Raw genomic sequence first — 15,354 nt, forward strand, 5'->3', positions numbered from 1 at the left:
ACCTTTGTCATTTTCCTGGACCTGACATCCTTATTTGGGTATATTAGTAAAATAATCTGATAAAGACTTACCTAAATATGAAAATACCTCTAGCGATTTATTACACATATAGCTTATTATTTTAAGCATATAAACTTATGGAGTTACTTAGTGAAGAAGCATAAGGAATTTAATTTGAGTATAAATAATCATTTAATAGAAATTCTCTTTGACGAAAATAGAAATATTATCGATGTCAATAAGTACTTTACAGAAAGAACTGGTATATCAGCACAAGATGTAAAAGGAAAATCCATTACACAATATATACCAAACGACTATGATACAAGTATCACCTCTCCCCAGGAAATAAGCTTAATCACAAAAGATAAGACTAAACTGATTTGGTTAAAAGCAAGTACGGAAAAAAGGCAAGACAACCTATTTGTTTTAATTGGTATGGATATTACAGAGCTAAAAGAGAAAATTCAAGAATACGAAAGTCAAATTGCTTCCAATAATATCTCCCAGGGGATTGTCGAATTTGACTTAAAAGGTAAAATTCTTCAAGCCAATCAGAATTTCCTAACTATTTCAGGATATGAAAAAGAAGAGTTAATTGGACAAAACCATAAACTTCTCATTCCAACAAAACAAAGAGATATACCAGAATACAAAGATTTCTGGGATAAATTAAGTCGAGGACAATTTACCACCGGACAATACAAAAGGATTAGTAAATCAGGTAAAGAGTTTTGGATTCAAGCCAGCTATAATCCAATTTTCGGTGCAGATGGGAAACCCAGTAAAATCATAGAATATGCTATGGATATAACAGAGGAAAAGAAAGCAAATGCAAATTATGCAGGACAAGTCGATGCTATTAAAAATTCCCAAGGTGTGATTGAGTTCAATCTGGATGGAACAATAACAGACGCTAACGATATATTCCTAAACATAATCGGATATTCTCTAGAGGAAATAAAAGGCCAACATCATAGCCTTTTAGTGGACAAAGAGGAAGTTAATAGTTCTTCCTACCAAGACTTTTGGACTCAATTACGCAATGGTCAATTTCAGACAAGCGTATATAAAAGAATCACAAAAAGCGGACAACCTGTTTGGATACATGCCTACTACAATCCCATCTTTGACTTAGAAGGAAAACCCTTCAAAATAGTCAAATTTGCCACGGATGTGACTAATTTAATGGAAACAATCAAATTTACTGATTCGACATCACAAAAGATGGATGATATGTCTTCCTCTATAGTTAATATAACAGAAGCCATCGATCATATTAGCAAGAACATGAGCCTATCCAAAGAAGCTGCATCACAAATATCAACTAGTATAAATTTGACAAATGAAGTCAGTACTAACCTTAATTCTACCATGACCTCAGTGGAGAATATAGTAAATCTAATCGGTGATATAGCTGATAGGGTAAACTTACTTGCCATAAATGCAACGATAGAAGCCGCAAGAGCTGGTAATGCCGGTAGAGGCTTTGCCGTAGTAGCGTCTGAGGTTAAAAACCTGGCAGGACAAACATCAAAAGCTACAGAGGATATTGCTCAACAAATAAAAGATATCCAGATCCTATCCAATAACTTGTCCAGCAACATTAAAGAAATCGTTATACAAGCTGAATCTGTTGACAATTATGTAAAAGATTCAGCCAATGCCTTATCAGAACAAGAAATGGTCACCAAAAATATATCAGAAAACGCTATACAAGTGGCCAATGCCGTTCAAGAAATAAGTCATAGAATTAAAAACATGTCCCGATAACGACTTACCAAATACTGCCTATATAATCTACAGCATAAGTTTGTGCTTCCTGTACAGTTTTAACTGTAGAAGGCACAGCGACAAGAGTGTAAATAAGCTCAGAATAGGATATTTTGTTTGGAAATTTATCCCCAGGAAGAACAAGGGTATCTCTTGTATATATAAGATCTGGCAACTGTATTGGCTTTGAACCATCATATAGCTTATAGATATAAGGGGCATCAGCATTCGAACCAACAGCTGCAGCCATAGATTGGGCAATCTCGCCACCACCATAGTAAGCATTTACGTTTACCAAAGCAATGTAAGACTGACTTCCCAGATCAATATAAATGTATTTATAACTATCCTCTTCCTGATTTTCTAAAACTTTAAATCCCCTTATGTGACGAATCGTTTTTTGCGAATCAGAGGAAATGATTTTATATTGGTAATTATTCTGGAATATTTTACCAAATGTCGTCTTTCCAGGCTTTGTATTAAATTCGTACCAAGCTTCATTGTTTAACATCTCTTCATCTGAAAAAGTAGAGGGATAGAATAATATGGTTCTATCTTCATCACTACTATTTAAAAAATAGAAGGCCTGTTTGGGACCTATTTTTTTATCATACTTTTCTGCGACAACACCTAGAACCGCAGCTAAAACAAAAAGACCAATAAATATAATACCAATGATTCGTAGTATTTTTTTCATTACCCCTCCACCCAAGCATTGTAGAATAGAAAAGCTCTTCAAAACATCACCCTAAAAGGGTGATTTGTACTGAAGAGCCTACAAACAGAAATAATATAGAATAAATACTATTTAAGATTGCTATAGCAATCAGAAACATGTTTCCATGCCCCAGGCAAAGTATCAAGAGTATTATTTTCTAGAGATACATGTATATGGGGATACTTTTCCTTAAGAATCTTTAAAAAGAAAGGATAATTCATCAATCCCTGTCCAGCTGGTAGATCTCCCACTTTCTTATTATTCTCTACAACAAAATCTTTGGCATGAATGGCTAGAATTTTATCACCAAACAACTGAAAGGCTTCAGCAATATGATTTTCATGATCAGCACATCGATCGTCTGGAATAAAGTTAACAGGATCATAAATAACGCCCAAGTTAGGTGAATCTATGATATCAAAAACTCTAACCATCTTTTGATGAGTATCAATGGTGTTCTTCATGGCTACACCCTCAATAGCTACATGAACACCATAATTTTCTGCAACATTAACGAGACGCTTTAGGCTCTTAATGAATTTCTGAAAAGTCTCTTCTGTATCTGTCAAAGGATGATAACTATTATCAGCATTAACGGAACCTGTTTCTGTCCCAACAATAGAAGCCCCCATATCTCTAGCATGCCTAATATGGTCTTCAAAATATAAAAGACTCTCTTCTAATTTTACAGGATCAGGATGGACAGGATTTATGTAACACCCAAGTATGGATATATGCGCACCATGAGCTCTTAGTACGGCTTCTATATGGCGAGCAAAACCAGGGGACAATTTATGATTATCCTTATCATAATCTGTCAAAACTTTGGCTAATGCCATATGAATATGGGGAATGTTTCTTTTCTGCAGCTCCTGGGCTAAAGATTCTATTGTCATCTTACCCAAATCATGAGCCCGCATTCCAAGATTTAACATAAAAACTCCTCGTTCGTTAGTTTGCTGTATTATACAAAGAAAACAATGGTGATACAAATGGTTCAATTCATATTATGGAGGGGCACATCTTCGAACAGATCTTTCAAAAGGAACAAAGTCGATTTAAGATACTGCCAGTATGACAATGAAAAATCAAAACAATTACGCGATTAAATTAATATCTACACATTGGCTTAAGTTTTTTTTATCTTACATTTTTTTCTTATTCAAACATTCCCCTGTTTGGTTGATGCCACTTTATGTCTCTTATTTGATTAACACCATTGTTGACAAAGGAAGCAGTGGACTAATAACAATTCTATGGCCCAGTATTGGAATCGGAATATTACTTGTACTTAATATTCTATTCAATGTTCTCCATATTAAAATTTTTTCTGAAGCTTCACGTAAAATAGAAAAGGATCTAAGAAGTCATCTCATACGTAAACTTCAGGAATTAAGTATGGGATATTATTTAAAAACAAAATCGGGAAAGCTGACAGCTAAATTTCTAAGAGATGTGGAGACCATAGAAATGGCATTAAAGCAAGGAACAATGAGTCTATTGCCTGCTATAACTTCTTTCATCTATATTTTTGGAGTTACAACCTATAAACAACCTAAGGTGACTCTTTTTTTCATTGCCTCTTTACCCATAATGGCCCTAATACGTTTTATTTATTCAAAGCGAATGGAACGAACAAATACCAGGTATCGTAAAGATATGGAAAATTTGTCAGCCAAAGTTAATGAATCCATTGAAATGCTTCCTGTAGCAAGAGCCCATGCCCTTGAAGATACGGAAATAGAAAATATCGAAGTCTTTTTTGATAAAATCAATACTTCAGGTTTACGTTTGGATGTTCTCAATGCAGCCTTTGGAGCTTCAACATGGGTAGTGTTACAATTATTTAGTCTCCTGGCCTTAGTGTTTACAGTATATATGGCATCCCAAGGATTGATACCTGTGGGAGATATTGTCCTATATCAAGGTTTTTTCACAATGATGTCTAACTCAGTGGGAGCCGTATTTAATATACTCCCTAATCTTTACAAAGGACGGGAGTCTTTCCATTCTATTGTTGAAGTATTAAATGCTCCTGATATTGAATACAATATGGGAAAAAAAGCATTTCAATCTGTTGAAGGTCATTTTTATCTTAAAGATGTCACCTTTACCTATAATGAATCAGATGGGGACCAAAGGGAAAAGCATCTGGATATTTCCATATTGGATATTCCTTCTGGTCAATCTGTCGGTATAGTGGGCCCTTCTGGTAGTGGCAAGACAACCTTTATTAATCTATTAATAGGTTTTGTGAGACCTCAAAAGGGTGAGATTTTCCTTGATGAACAATCATATGCCCTTCATGATATGCGTAGTATGAGAAAAAATTGCGCCTTTGTCAGTCAAACTCCCATACTGTTTTCCGGATCTATTAAAGCTAATATCAGTTATGGAGATATTCAAAGTGATACTGAGTCTGTTATTACAGCCCTCAAGGCAGCTAATGCATGGGACTTTGTTAAAGAGCTACCTCAAGGAATAGATACGATACTCGGAGAACATGGAGCCAATCTATCAGGAGGACAGCGCCAACGCCTGGTATTAGCCAGAGCTTTTTACAGAGATCCCCAAATTCTTTTCTTCGATGAAGCTACATCTGCCTTAGATACCGCCTCAGAAGTATTAGTTCAAAAAGCTATGGATAAGCTTATTGAAAACAGAACAACCTTTGTTATAGCCCATAGACTATCAACTATATTACATATGGATCGTATATTAGTTATGGAAAAAGGTCATATCATACAAGATGGGAGTCCTGATGAACTGCTTAAGCAAGAAGGAATGTTTAAAGAATTGAGCAAGAATCAACTTAAGACGGGAACTTTTGGTTAATAGCTAAAGAAGATATTGCTGGTCCTGTGCTCTCTTTTAACACTAATTCGGGTAAGATGACATTTTTAGCAGATACAGGTCTTTTTTGGAGGATATCCATACAAAGCCTAGCGGCATTTAACCCTAATGGTGTCATCTGACTATCAATAGAACTAATCCTAGGAGTACTACATTCTGTATACAGAGAGTTGTTAAAACCAATGACAGAATAATCCTCTGGAATAGTAAATCCTCTTGTCTCCAAAGTTTGTATAACACCTACCGCGGTTATATCCTCTTCTGTAATAATAGCCGTATAAGGCGATTCACTACCAACTATAACTTCACCCGCAACTCGGCCACCTTCAACACCTCCGGAAGATTGAATAACTTTGTAAGACTCATTAGGAATATCAAACCTTTCCATCCCCTTTATAAATCCCCGTAATTTTCTCCTGGCGGAATAAGTATCTGCCTCTTTTATATAGATGAATTTACGATGACCCAGTTCATGCAGATATTTAATAGCTTCTTGAACACCATGGGATTCATCACAACTTACTGAATATATATTCTCCCCTTGTAAGCTCTCATTAATTATTATAACAGGAATTCTACTAGCAATCTCTTCGATGGATTTCTGTAACTTCTCATAATTAAAGACTGACCCTACAAGGATAATAGCACTAACCTGCTTCTGCATTAGGAGCGCTAAATAATTCCTCTGGTCATCTAAGCTGCCACCAGTATTACAAAGAATGGAACTATATCCTTGCTGACTAATTTCCTGTTCTATGGAATGCACAACTTCTGAGAAATATAACTGTCGCACATCAATTAAGAGAATCCCGATATCCCGAGTACTAGAACTTGATAAGCCTTGAGCCAAACTATTAGGAAAATATTCTTCTTCCTCAATGACTTTAAGAATTTTCTCTCGAGTAGACTGCCGAACATTTTTATTATTATTAATAACCCGAGAGACAGTCGCAACAGAGACGCCTGCCTTTCGAGCAATTTCATATATGGTCATGAACTAATATTACAATTCAACAGGAAAGTAATCTATACAGTTACGGAAACAAATATCCTTCACCATATTACCTAATAGTTCATAGTCTGCAGGGGCTTCACCAGCATCAACCCAGCCTCCTATTAGATTACACAACACTCTTCTAAAGTATTCATGTCGTGGATAACTTAACAAGCTTCTTGAATCAGTAACCATACCGACAAAGGCAGAGAGAAGGCCTAAGTTCGCTAAGCTAGTCATTTGATCCTGCATACCTGTTTTCTGATCATTAAACCACCAACCAGATCCAAACTGTAACTTTCCTTTCACACCTGCTCCCTGAAAGTTACCAAGCATGGTTGCAAAAATTTCGTTATTTGCAGGATTAAGTGTATACAGAATAGTCTTAGGAAGTTGATCTGAAGTATCCAGGCTATCTAATAACTTAGCCAGAGGAGGAGCTACCATACCGTCTTGAATAGAATCAAATCCTGTATCGGCACCTAAGGTTCTGACCATTCTGCTATTATTATTACGCAAAGCTCCAATATGGATCTGCATAACCCAACCTTTTGAAGAATTTAAGCGCCCCATTTCTAACATAAAGGCAGTAATATAGGCCCCCTGTTCTTGTTCACTAAGAGCTTTGCCTGATCGGATTTTGGTAAAAATAGCTTCTAATTCACTATCCGTCGCTTCAATATAAAATACTTTATCCAGAGCATGGTCAGTAACACGACAACCTCTATCATGAAAATACTGATGCCTATCGGCTAGTGCTGATAAGAGAGATTTCCAGGAATCAATTGTGGTGTTACATACGGATCCCAACGTATCAAGGTATTCGTTAAACCCTTCTACACTATGAACACCCATAGCTTTATCAGGTCTAAAAGTAGGATACATCTTGAACTCAGCATCCTTATTACTGTTAAGCTGTTCGTGGTACTTCAAATCATCAATAGGATCATCTGTTGTCCCTACCATCTTAACATTCATTTTCTTCAAAATACCCCAGCTGGAAAACTCAGGTTGAGCCAGAAGCTTCTCTGTTCTTGTCCATACATCCTCTGCTGTATCCGCATTAAGATGCAAATCGGTTATACCAAAAGGTCTTCTTAATTCTAAATGAGTCCAATGATAAAGGGGATTTCCAATAGTTTTGGGAACCGTTTCGGCCCATTTTTGGAATTTCTCGCGGGGGCTCTTATTGCCTGTAATATATTCTTCAGAAATACCGGAAGTTCTCATGGCTCGCCACTTATAGTGGTCCCCTTCCAACCAGATTTCATATAGATTATTGTATTGTCTGTTTTCTGCCAGATCTTTGGGATTTAAGTGACAATGATAGTCAAAGATAGGCATATCTTCAGCATATTCGTGAAATAATTTCTTAGCAGCTTCTGAATGAAGAAGAAAATCTTCAGTAAGAAAGTTTGAGTTGTGGCTCATAGAGTAACACCATCCTTAAAAATAGCAATTTCTTTGTATCCACTGATCTCATTCTTAGCTTTTTTGCCATTGGCAACTTCCAGAATGAGTTCATACAGTTCGTTAGTTACCTGTTCTTCAGGATTACCTTCCAGCAAGCGTCCTGCGTTAAAGTCAATCCAACGTGGTTTCTTCTCAGCTAAAGGAGTATTTGTGGCAATCTTCAGCGTAGGAGCGGGTCCTCCCAAAGGATTTCCTCGACCAGTAGAGAAGAGCACGATCTGAGCTCCAGCGGCAATCATGTTAGTAACAGAAACACCATCATTACCAGGCCCATTTAATAGGTTCAAACCTTTAAGCTTAGGTGATTCTGTGTAATCAAGAACGTCAACAACAGGGGAAGTTCCCCCTTTCTGAATACAGCCGCAAGATTTATCTTCTAATGTTGTAATCCCGCCGGCCTTATTACCTGGGGAAGGGTTTTCATAGACAACCTGATCGTATCGTTGAAAATACAACTTAAAGTTATTAACTAAATCTACCGTCTTTTTAAAGACAGATTCATCCTTAGCTCGGCTCATAAGGAAATGTTCAGCTCCAAACATCTCAGGAACCTCTGTTAGTATGGCTGTTCCACCAGTGGCAACAATTTTATCTGCTACTCGACCGATTAAGGGATTAGCTGTGATACCTGAGAATCCATCAGAACCACCGCATTTAAGACCTATCACTAGATCAGAAACAGGACATTCTGTTCTCTTATCTTCCTTAAGAATTTCAGCAAGTTCCTCAATGATTTCATGACCAGCTTCAATTTCGTCAGAGACATCTTGTGTAGATAAGAAACGTATTCGTTTAGGATCGTACTCACCAAGAACCTTTTTGAACTCAGCTATGTGATTGTTTTCACAACCTAATCCAAGAACCAGAACACCACCTGCATTGGGGTGTCTTGCCAGACCAGCAAGGACTTGTTGAGTTTTAAGTTGATCCCCACCCATTTGAGAACAGCCATAGGGATGACTAAAAGTATAGACCCCATCATGTCTACCATCAGCGGTAGCGGTTGCTTCTCTAGCAAGCATTTCAGCAGTTTTATTAACACAACCTACAGTGTTGATAATCCATATTTCGTTTCTAATACCAACCTTGCCATTGGCCCGACGATATCCCATAAAACTATTATGCTCTGCAGGACTGACAGGAAGAGCCGGCTCTGCTGGTTCGTAGGAATATTCCAGAACATCACTTAAGTTGGTCTTTACATTATGGGTATGTAAATGAGTGCCCTGAGGTACCTCTGTCTTTGTAGATCCAATGGAAGTACCGTACTTAATTATCTGTCCACCGTCTTCAATATCAACGAGGGCAAACTTGTGTCCCATAGGAACATCAGTCTTCAAAGCAAAACTTTGATCACCTATAGAAATTTCTGTACCAGCAGTTAAATCTTGTAAAGCGACAGCAACGTTATCCAATTCGTGGATCTTATGACATAAATTCATGAGAGTCTCCTTATTGTAAGGCTGAAACCAAATCGGCCATAGCCTTCTTCATTCCTCTTGTTTTTATTTGGAAAAGATAAAGGCTTACACTCTTACTTAGGTTAGAGAATCGAGATAGATCTTGTCCCCAAAAATCTTCATTCTTAAGAACTTTCTCGACTACAAGGTCCATAGTTTCTGGATCACCGTCGAATGCTTTCCAACACTCCATAATATAATCGATATTCGCTGGAGTATCTTTAATCTCATAACGGCCATTAATACCTTCTCCGAAATACTGAGAATCTACTTTTTCTGCCTCGTAGAATGCCACTATTGAAGCAAGGGCAAAAGCCAATACTTCAGGAACCTTATTCTCCCCTTCCAGGATACCAAGCAGACTAGGGAGAACCCTTGTTTTAAACTTAGATACGGTATTAAGGGATATGCTTAACCAAGCATGTTGAATAAAGGGATTAGCAAACCTTTCAAGTACATCCTGAGCATAAGGAGCGGGATCTTCTTTAAGATCAGCAAGAGTTGGTAATATATCTTTTTCTAATCCAAGAGATATGAATTTAGAGACAACGTCATCATCAAAACTTTCTTTTACTGTTTCAATACCATATTGATAAGCGGCAGCACAAGTCATAGTGTGGATACCATTTAGGATACGAACTTTTCTTGTTCGATAAGAAGGTAAATCATCTGTCCATACAACATTTAATCCTACTTCTGTCAGAGGAAGTTCTTTTTGAAAAGCTTCACCACCTTCAATTACCCATAAATGAAAATCTTCACAGGATACAGCTAAGTTATCTTTGTATCCAAACTTATGACATAATTCGTCTATCTCATTAGCAGGGTAACCAGGAACAATTCTATCTACGAGAGTATTAGTGAAAACATTACAGTCTTCTACCCAATTAATAAATTCAGATGTTAAATTCCATTCTTTAGCTAAGCGAAGAACGATAGCCTTAAGATTATCACCATTTTTATCAATAAGTTCGCAAGGAATGAAGTTAATTCCCTTATTTTTATCACCCTTAAAGTGATTAAATCTCGCCCACAATAATTGTGTTACTTTACCTGGAAATGATGATGCGGGTTTATCTTCTAACTTATCAGAAGCTTCGTATCGAATACCGGCTTCTGTAGTGTTAGAAACAATAAAACGAAGTTCTTCTAACGTAGCAGAAGCCAGAAACTCATCATATTCAGTATAAGGATTGATTCCCTTTTCTATTGAGGTAATTAATCTATTATCTTGGACAATCTGGCCTTTAGATAAACCACGACGAACAACAGTGTATAAACCGTCTTGATCATTAAGCATTGATACCATACCACGATCCAGTGGCTGTACAATACGAACACTTCCGTTAAAATCACTCTTTTCATTTAAAATATCGATCATCCAATCGACAAAAGCTCGTAAGAAGTTACCTTCACCAAATTGAAGAATTTTAACCGGATTAGCCGGTTTTTTTTGATTGTTGGCTGCCCAATCTCTAACAGGCAACAAATCAACATTCTGTTGACTCATCATACCCTCCTGGTATTGTCTTGTTGCCTAAATTGTAACCGGTTACATTCTACAAGTCAAACAATATCTCAAATATTCCTAAATATTATGTTTTTTTTCGTTGAAATCTATAACCTACAGTGCTAACATTGTAACCGGTTACAGATTCATTACTCATTCGGTTTTCTATTTCCATTGCCAATACAATTGTGAGAAACCAACAAGACTGTAATCTCCTAGAAAAAGAAGCCCCCTTCGGCTCATCACCATGGGGGGCTTTTGCAATACATGTTAACGCGCTAACCAACCACCATCCACGGCAATAGTATAACCATTAATGTAATTAGAATTGTCACCTGCCAGGAAGACACAGGTTCCAGCCAAATCTTCAGGAGTCCCCCATCGCCCTGCTGGAATTCTGTCTAATATTTGCGCACTTCTTTCAGGATTATTACGTAGATCCTTAGTATTGTCTGTCGCCATATAGCCAGGAGCAATGGCATTAACATTGATACCATGACTTGCCCATTCATTAGCCATTGACATAGTAAGTCCCCGAATGCCTGACTTTGATGCCGTATAGGAAGGAACACGAATTCCCCCTTGAAAGGAAAGCATGGAAGCAATATTAATAATCTTCCCCCCCTTCCCTTGTTTTAATAATTGATTAACAAAAGCTTGACTAAGGAAAAAGACCTTCTTGATATTAATATCCATTACCTCATCCCAATCTTTTTCCGTAAACTGAATAGAATCTTCTCGTCTAATGATACCTGCGTTATTAACAAGAACATCAACATGTCCCATATGATCAACAGCAGCTTTTACATAAGAGGCTAGGTCTTCAACAGAACAATGAACAAGATCGGCTTTTGCAGAGTCAAATCGACGCCCCTCTTTTTCAACAAGTTCCTTAGTTTCCGTCATAGCACTAACACCCAAAGCAAAGATATCAGCACCAGCTTTAGCCAAACCAACAGCCATACCCTGTCCCAAGCCCCGGGAGGCTCCTGTAATAAGAACTACCTTACCTTTTAAACTAAAACGATCTAACATTCCAAACTCCTTCAATACACCCTATAAAAAAAGCAGAGAGAATGAAACATCCTCTCTGCTACAAATCACAACGTAGATCTGACCTTAAGCCATATCTTCAGCAGCTACCCAATCCATGTCATCGAAAACTTTGTTTTCTCCACACATAGCCCAGATAAAGCTATAAGGACCTGTTCCAACACCTGTGTGAATAGACCATGAAGGAGAAATAACAGCTTGGTCATTTCTCATGATAATGTGTCTAGTCTCAGAAGGTTCGCCATGCATATGGAAAACCAATGTATCAGGGTCCATTTCCGTATAGAGATAAACTTCCATTCGTCTTTCATGAGTGTGGGAAGGATAGGTATTCCAAACACTTCCCGGCTCCATTCTTGTGAATCCCATGGACAATTGACATGTTTCAAGAACATTAGGGTGAAGATATTTGTAGATAGTTCTCTTATTACATTTCTCACTGTCACCTAAAGGAGAAGGAGAAGCATCTTCAAGAGTGATCTTCTTCACAGGATATTCTTTATGCGCTGGTGATGACGCAATATAATATTTTGCAGGAGCTGAAGCATCAGCACTGGCAAAGGAAATTTCCTTAGTTCCTCTTGGAAGATACAAACCATTAAGGTTTTCTAACTCATAATCAACACCATCAGCAGTGATAGTACCTTTACCACCTAAGTTGATTACACCCATTTCTCGAGCTGCCAAAAAGTAGTCCTGTGCGATTTCTTTTGACACTTCTTTAGGAAAATCTACCTTTCCTTTCTTAGGAATAACACCACCAAATACAATTCGGTCGATGTGACTATAGGTTAAGTTAACCTTATCCTCACCAAAGATATTTTCTACTTGAAAATGTCTTTTCAATTCAGTAGTGTCCATTTTTTTACCATGTTCGGGATGAACAGGATGTCTTATATCCATTATATTACCTCCTAATAACTATCTTATCTATTTAAATAGCAATACCATTGCCATCTAATTTAACATTATCTATCCCTTTCAAATCCTTTTCAAATCCATCAATTTGCAGATCTTCCATTTCGAGATCTTTAACATTCCGCAGGAATAAACCTTGATGAACCATAGGATCGATATCACACATCATAGCCGCAAATTCCGGTTCTGGATTTTGAGCTGCAGTCGCCTTAATACCCTTAAGTTTAACATTATTCACCCATCTTTCGGGCAAACCATACATAAAAAGGAAACAATTTCGTAAATCATCGATTTCGATATTTTCCAAATGAACATTACACAACTCAGGTGTTCCTTCATTTAAAGGAAGGGCTTCCTTATTTTGAACAGGAGGAGTCTTACCATCAGCATCACAGAAATAGAACATATTAAAAACAAAAGCGGAACCAATGTTACGCATATACACAGATTCGCAATGAATATCCTTAACAGCTCCCCCTCTTCCTCGTCTTGTTTTGAGACGAATACCTCTATCCGTATCCAGGAAGACACAATCCTTTACATGAACATTTTCGATGCCACCTGACATTTCACTGCCCAAAACAACAGCGCCATGTCCCCGTTCCATTAGGCAGTTCTCAATCGTTACATTCTTAGTACATAATCTGATATGATCTGCCAGTTCTTTTTTCCCTGCTTTAATAGCAATACAGTCATCCCCTACAGAGAAATGAATACTATGTAGTACCACATCCTGGCAAAACTCAGGATCCAAACCATCCGTATTGGGAGAGTCATCAGGATTCTTGATCTTAAGATCAGCAAAAAGAAGTTCATTACTACAAAAAGGATGCAATGTCCAAGAGGGAGAATTCTGAAGAGTTACACCTGCCATTGTAACCTTACGACATTGATTAAGAAAAACTAGTCTCCCTCTAGCTGCTGGAACAGTATTCTTAGGAGAATGCCACCAATTAGTGATATCTGCGTTCCCATCAATAATACCTTCACCAGCAATAGTTAGATTTTCACAACCCACTGCTGTTATAACAGAGGCATAGATCGTAGACTCCAAACCTTCCCAGGTACCCAGGATACGTCCTTCTTCCATTTTAGGAATCATCGGATAGAAAGAAGGATCTTTCTCAGCCATTAAATGAGCCTCTTTTTCCAAGACCAAAGTCATATTTGATTTTAGAAAAAGAGGTTTTACCCGATACGTCCCGGAAGTAACTCGTAATATACCTTCTTTGGGAAGACAAGCTATGGCGGCCTGAAAAGCCAAGGTATCATCATGAATACCATCACCTAAAGCACCAAAAGCTAAAGGATTTAAAGAAGAACCTTCTTGTGTGAAGAAGTCTATAGACCACACAGTCCCTGCACCTTCTACAGTTCCTTCATAAGAAGTTCCTGGTTCCAAACCGGAAATAGTTACAGCATTACGGCCAGTAACATATCTATTATACTCTTTACCATCACCCTTGATTGATACGGTAAATTCCTTATCCAAGGAATCCTTCAAGGGATAATCCCATGTAAAAGTCACCGTATAAGGGGTAATGTTCAAATAATTAATTGTCATCATTTACCTCGTGTTTGAATTCTAACATCATAATGGCCTCATTCGATATGGACAAAACAACAGGAACCTATGGAGAAAATGGTTTATATTAGCGAACTTCTGAAGGACTGTATCCCCTTTTGTTTTTAAAGAGACGACTAAAATAAAGAGGGTCTGTAAAGCCTAACAGATAAGCAGTTTCTTTTACCGAGTTACCACTAGTTAATAGCTTCTCTGCTTTCTTAAGCTTTCTCTCTAACCAAAACTGCTTAAGGGTTTTACCAGTAAATCGTTTGAACTCATTATCCAGATAACGACGGGAATAGGGTATCTCTTCTAATATGCTATCAAGAGTATCGGCAAACTGAGCCCGAGCCCCGACATGGGCAGCGGTCTCCAATATAAAGTAAGGAGTTTCCTTCTGGAATCTAGTATTGATGAAAGACTCTCTAATAAACTTAGTCAAAATTACATGAAAAGCACAGTTCTGCCCATAAATAATAGAATCAACAGGAGCATAAGACCAATAGTATTCTAATATAGGTTTGAAGCTGGCCCAATCCTTCAAAGAAATCTTTCGTTGATATTGAATGTAGGCAAAGAAGTCAATGACTCCGAAGATCCAGAATTGAAAATGCTGTGCGATTCCAACAAAATGCTCTCCCTTGGAAATATGTCCCTTAAAAGGAACATTAGGTTCAATAAGAACCATATCACCCGGTGCCATATCAAATCTCTCATAACCTATCTCATATTCCGCATGCCCTTCTAAACAGCAAATCAAATCATATACATTATTCGTTTTATCCACCTGCCAGTCCGTTCCATGTTCGAACTTTATAACAGAGCGTGCTAATTGGAGGGAAAAGTTTTCTTTCTCCATATAGTCCAAGGGCAGATTATTCTTCCAGTCTTCCGTATCCATGCTGACCCATCATATAATAAATTAAAATAAAAAGAAGAATTATATTAATGATTTTGTCCCCTGGGTTCAAAAATTGTGCCTATTATTCCTTCACCAACTCAAAAAACCCGTGGTAGGATTATTTTCCGATAATT

12 protein-coding genes are annotated in these 15,354 nt (G+C 37.5%); 2 read left to right on the forward strand and 10 right to left on the reverse strand.

Going from position 1 to position 15,354, the window contains the following annotated elements:
* Window positions 1-150: 150 nt before the first annotated feature.
* On the forward strand, window positions 151-1,773 hold the full coding sequence (locus K345_RS21145; protein WP_053228317.1) for a PAS domain S-box protein: 1,623 nt from the start codon (window positions 151-153) through the stop codon (window positions 1,771-1,773).
* 4 nt (window positions 1,774-1,777) lie between these two features.
* On the opposite strand, the gene K345_RS0113830 is transcribed toward K345_RS21145, so the two are convergent.
* Both K345_RS0113830 and K345_RS0113835 read right to left on the reverse strand, forming a co-directional pair.
* Window positions 1,778-2,470, reverse strand: coding sequence for a hypothetical protein (locus K345_RS0113830; protein ID WP_028974670.1), 693 nt, complete (start codon window positions 2,468-2,470; stop codon window positions 1,778-1,780).
* Window positions 2,471-2,577: 107 nt separating this feature from the next.
* Window positions 2,578-3,426: a sugar phosphate isomerase/epimerase family protein gene (locus tag K345_RS0113835; protein WP_028974671.1), complete on the reverse strand. Its 849-nt coding sequence runs from the start codon at window positions 3,424-3,426 to the stop codon at window positions 2,578-2,580.
* 145 nt (window positions 3,427-3,571) lie between these two features.
* On the opposite strand from K345_RS0113835, the gene K345_RS21150 reads away from it, so the two are divergent.
* Complete coding sequence (locus tag K345_RS21150) at window positions 3,572-5,326, forward strand: ABC transporter ATP-binding protein (RefSeq protein WP_053228318.1); 1,755 nt, start codon at window positions 3,572-3,574, stop codon at window positions 5,324-5,326.
* Here the strand turns inward: K345_RS21150 and K345_RS21155 are convergent.
* The 8 genes from K345_RS21155 to K345_RS0113880 all read right to left on the reverse strand — a co-directional run bounded on the left by K345_RS21155 (window position 5,304) and on the right by K345_RS0113880 (window position 15,220).
* The gene (locus K345_RS21155) at window positions 5,304-6,338 is read right to left on the reverse strand and encodes a LacI family DNA-binding transcriptional regulator (RefSeq protein ID WP_053228319.1); all 1,035 of its coding nucleotides are present in this window, start codon (window positions 6,336-6,338) and stop codon (window positions 5,304-5,306) included. The genes K345_RS21150 and K345_RS21155 overlap by 23 nt on opposite strands.
* Window positions 6,339-6,347: 9 nt before the next feature.
* Window positions 6,348-7,769: a glucuronate isomerase gene (gene uxaC, locus K345_RS0113850; RefSeq protein ID WP_028974672.1), complete on the reverse strand. Its 1,422-nt coding sequence runs from the start codon at window positions 7,767-7,769 to the stop codon at window positions 6,348-6,350.
* A complete protein-coding gene (locus K345_RS0113855; protein ID WP_028974673.1) occupies window positions 7,766-9,253 on the reverse strand; it encodes a UxaA family hydrolase in 1,488 nt (495 codons plus the stop codon). Before K345_RS0113855 ends, uxaC begins: the two co-directional genes overlap by 4 nt.
* 10 nt (window positions 9,254-9,263) lie before the next feature.
* The gene (locus tag K345_RS0113860; RefSeq protein WP_083963782.1) at window positions 9,264-10,781 is read right to left on the reverse strand and encodes a tagaturonate reductase; all 1,518 of its coding nucleotides are present in this window, start codon (window positions 10,779-10,781) and stop codon (window positions 9,264-9,266) included.
* Window positions 10,782-11,051: 270 nt separating this feature from the next.
* Window positions 11,052-11,816: a 2-dehydro-3-deoxy-D-gluconate 5-dehydrogenase KduD gene (kduD, locus tag K345_RS0113865; protein ID WP_037572470.1), complete on the reverse strand. Its 765-nt coding sequence runs from the start codon at window positions 11,814-11,816 to the stop codon at window positions 11,052-11,054.
* Between the two features lie 84 nt (window positions 11,817-11,900).
* On the reverse strand, window positions 11,901-12,737 hold the full coding sequence (kduI, locus tag K345_RS0113870; protein ID WP_028974676.1) for a 5-dehydro-4-deoxy-D-glucuronate isomerase: 837 nt from the start codon (window positions 12,735-12,737) through the stop codon (window positions 11,901-11,903).
* Window positions 12,738-12,768: 31 nt separating this feature from the next.
* Window positions 12,769-14,319 (reverse strand): glycosyl hydrolase family 28 protein, encoded by a 1,551-nt coding sequence (locus K345_RS21160; protein ID WP_053228320.1) that lies wholly within the window; start codon window positions 14,317-14,319, stop codon window positions 12,769-12,771.
* Between the two features lie 85 nt (window positions 14,320-14,404).
* The gene (locus tag K345_RS0113880; RefSeq protein ID WP_028974677.1) at window positions 14,405-15,220 is read right to left on the reverse strand and encodes an AraC family transcriptional regulator; all 816 of its coding nucleotides are present in this window, start codon (window positions 15,218-15,220) and stop codon (window positions 14,405-14,407) included.
* Window positions 15,221-15,354 lie beyond the last annotated feature (134 nt).

This window comes from Spirochaeta cellobiosiphila DSM 17781, from assembly GCF_000426705.1.
In the GTDB taxonomy this organism is placed as follows: domain Bacteria; phylum Spirochaetota; class Spirochaetia; order DSM-17781; family DSM-17781; genus Spirochaeta_E; species Spirochaeta_E cellobiosiphila.

Bases quoted from the DNA above. Each gene is read 5' to 3' on its own strand.
- K345_RS0113855 (WP_028974673.1), bottom strand. From the start codon at position 9,253: ATGAATTTATGTCATAAGATCCACGAATTGGATAACGTTGCTGTCGCT.
- K345_RS21150 (WP_053228318.1), top strand. From the start codon at position 3,572: ATGAAAAATCAAAACAATTACGCGATTAAATTAATATCTACACATTGG.
- K345_RS0113860 (WP_083963782.1), bottom strand. From the start codon at position 10,781: ATGAGTCAACAGAATGTTGATTTGTTGCCTGTTAGAGATTGGGCAGCC.
- K345_RS0113830 (WP_028974670.1), bottom strand. From the start codon at position 2,470: ATGAAAAAAATACTACGAATCATTGGTATTATATTTATTGGTCTTTTT.
- uxaC (WP_028974672.1), bottom strand. From the start codon at position 7,769: ATGAGCCACAACTCAAACTTTCTTACTGAAGATTTTCTTCTTCATTCA.
- K345_RS0113880 (WP_028974677.1), bottom strand. From the start codon at position 15,220: ATGGATACGGAAGACTGGAAGAATAATCTGCCCTTGGACTATATGGAG.
- kduD (WP_037572470.1), bottom strand. From the start codon at position 11,816: ATGTTAGATCGTTTTAGTTTAAAAGGTAAGGTAGTTCTTATTACAGGA.
- K345_RS21160 (WP_053228320.1), bottom strand. From the start codon at position 14,319: ATGATGACAATTAATTATTTGAACATTACCCCTTATACGGTGACTTTT.
- K345_RS0113835 (WP_028974671.1), bottom strand. From the start codon at position 3,426: ATGTTAAATCTTGGAATGCGGGCTCATGATTTGGGTAAGATGACAATA.
- K345_RS21155 (WP_053228319.1), bottom strand. From the start codon at position 6,338: ATGACCATATATGAAATTGCTCGAAAGGCAGGCGTCTCTGTTGCGACT.
- kduI (WP_028974676.1), bottom strand. From the start codon at position 12,737: ATGGATATAAGACATCCTGTTCATCCCGAACATGGTAAAAAAATGGAC.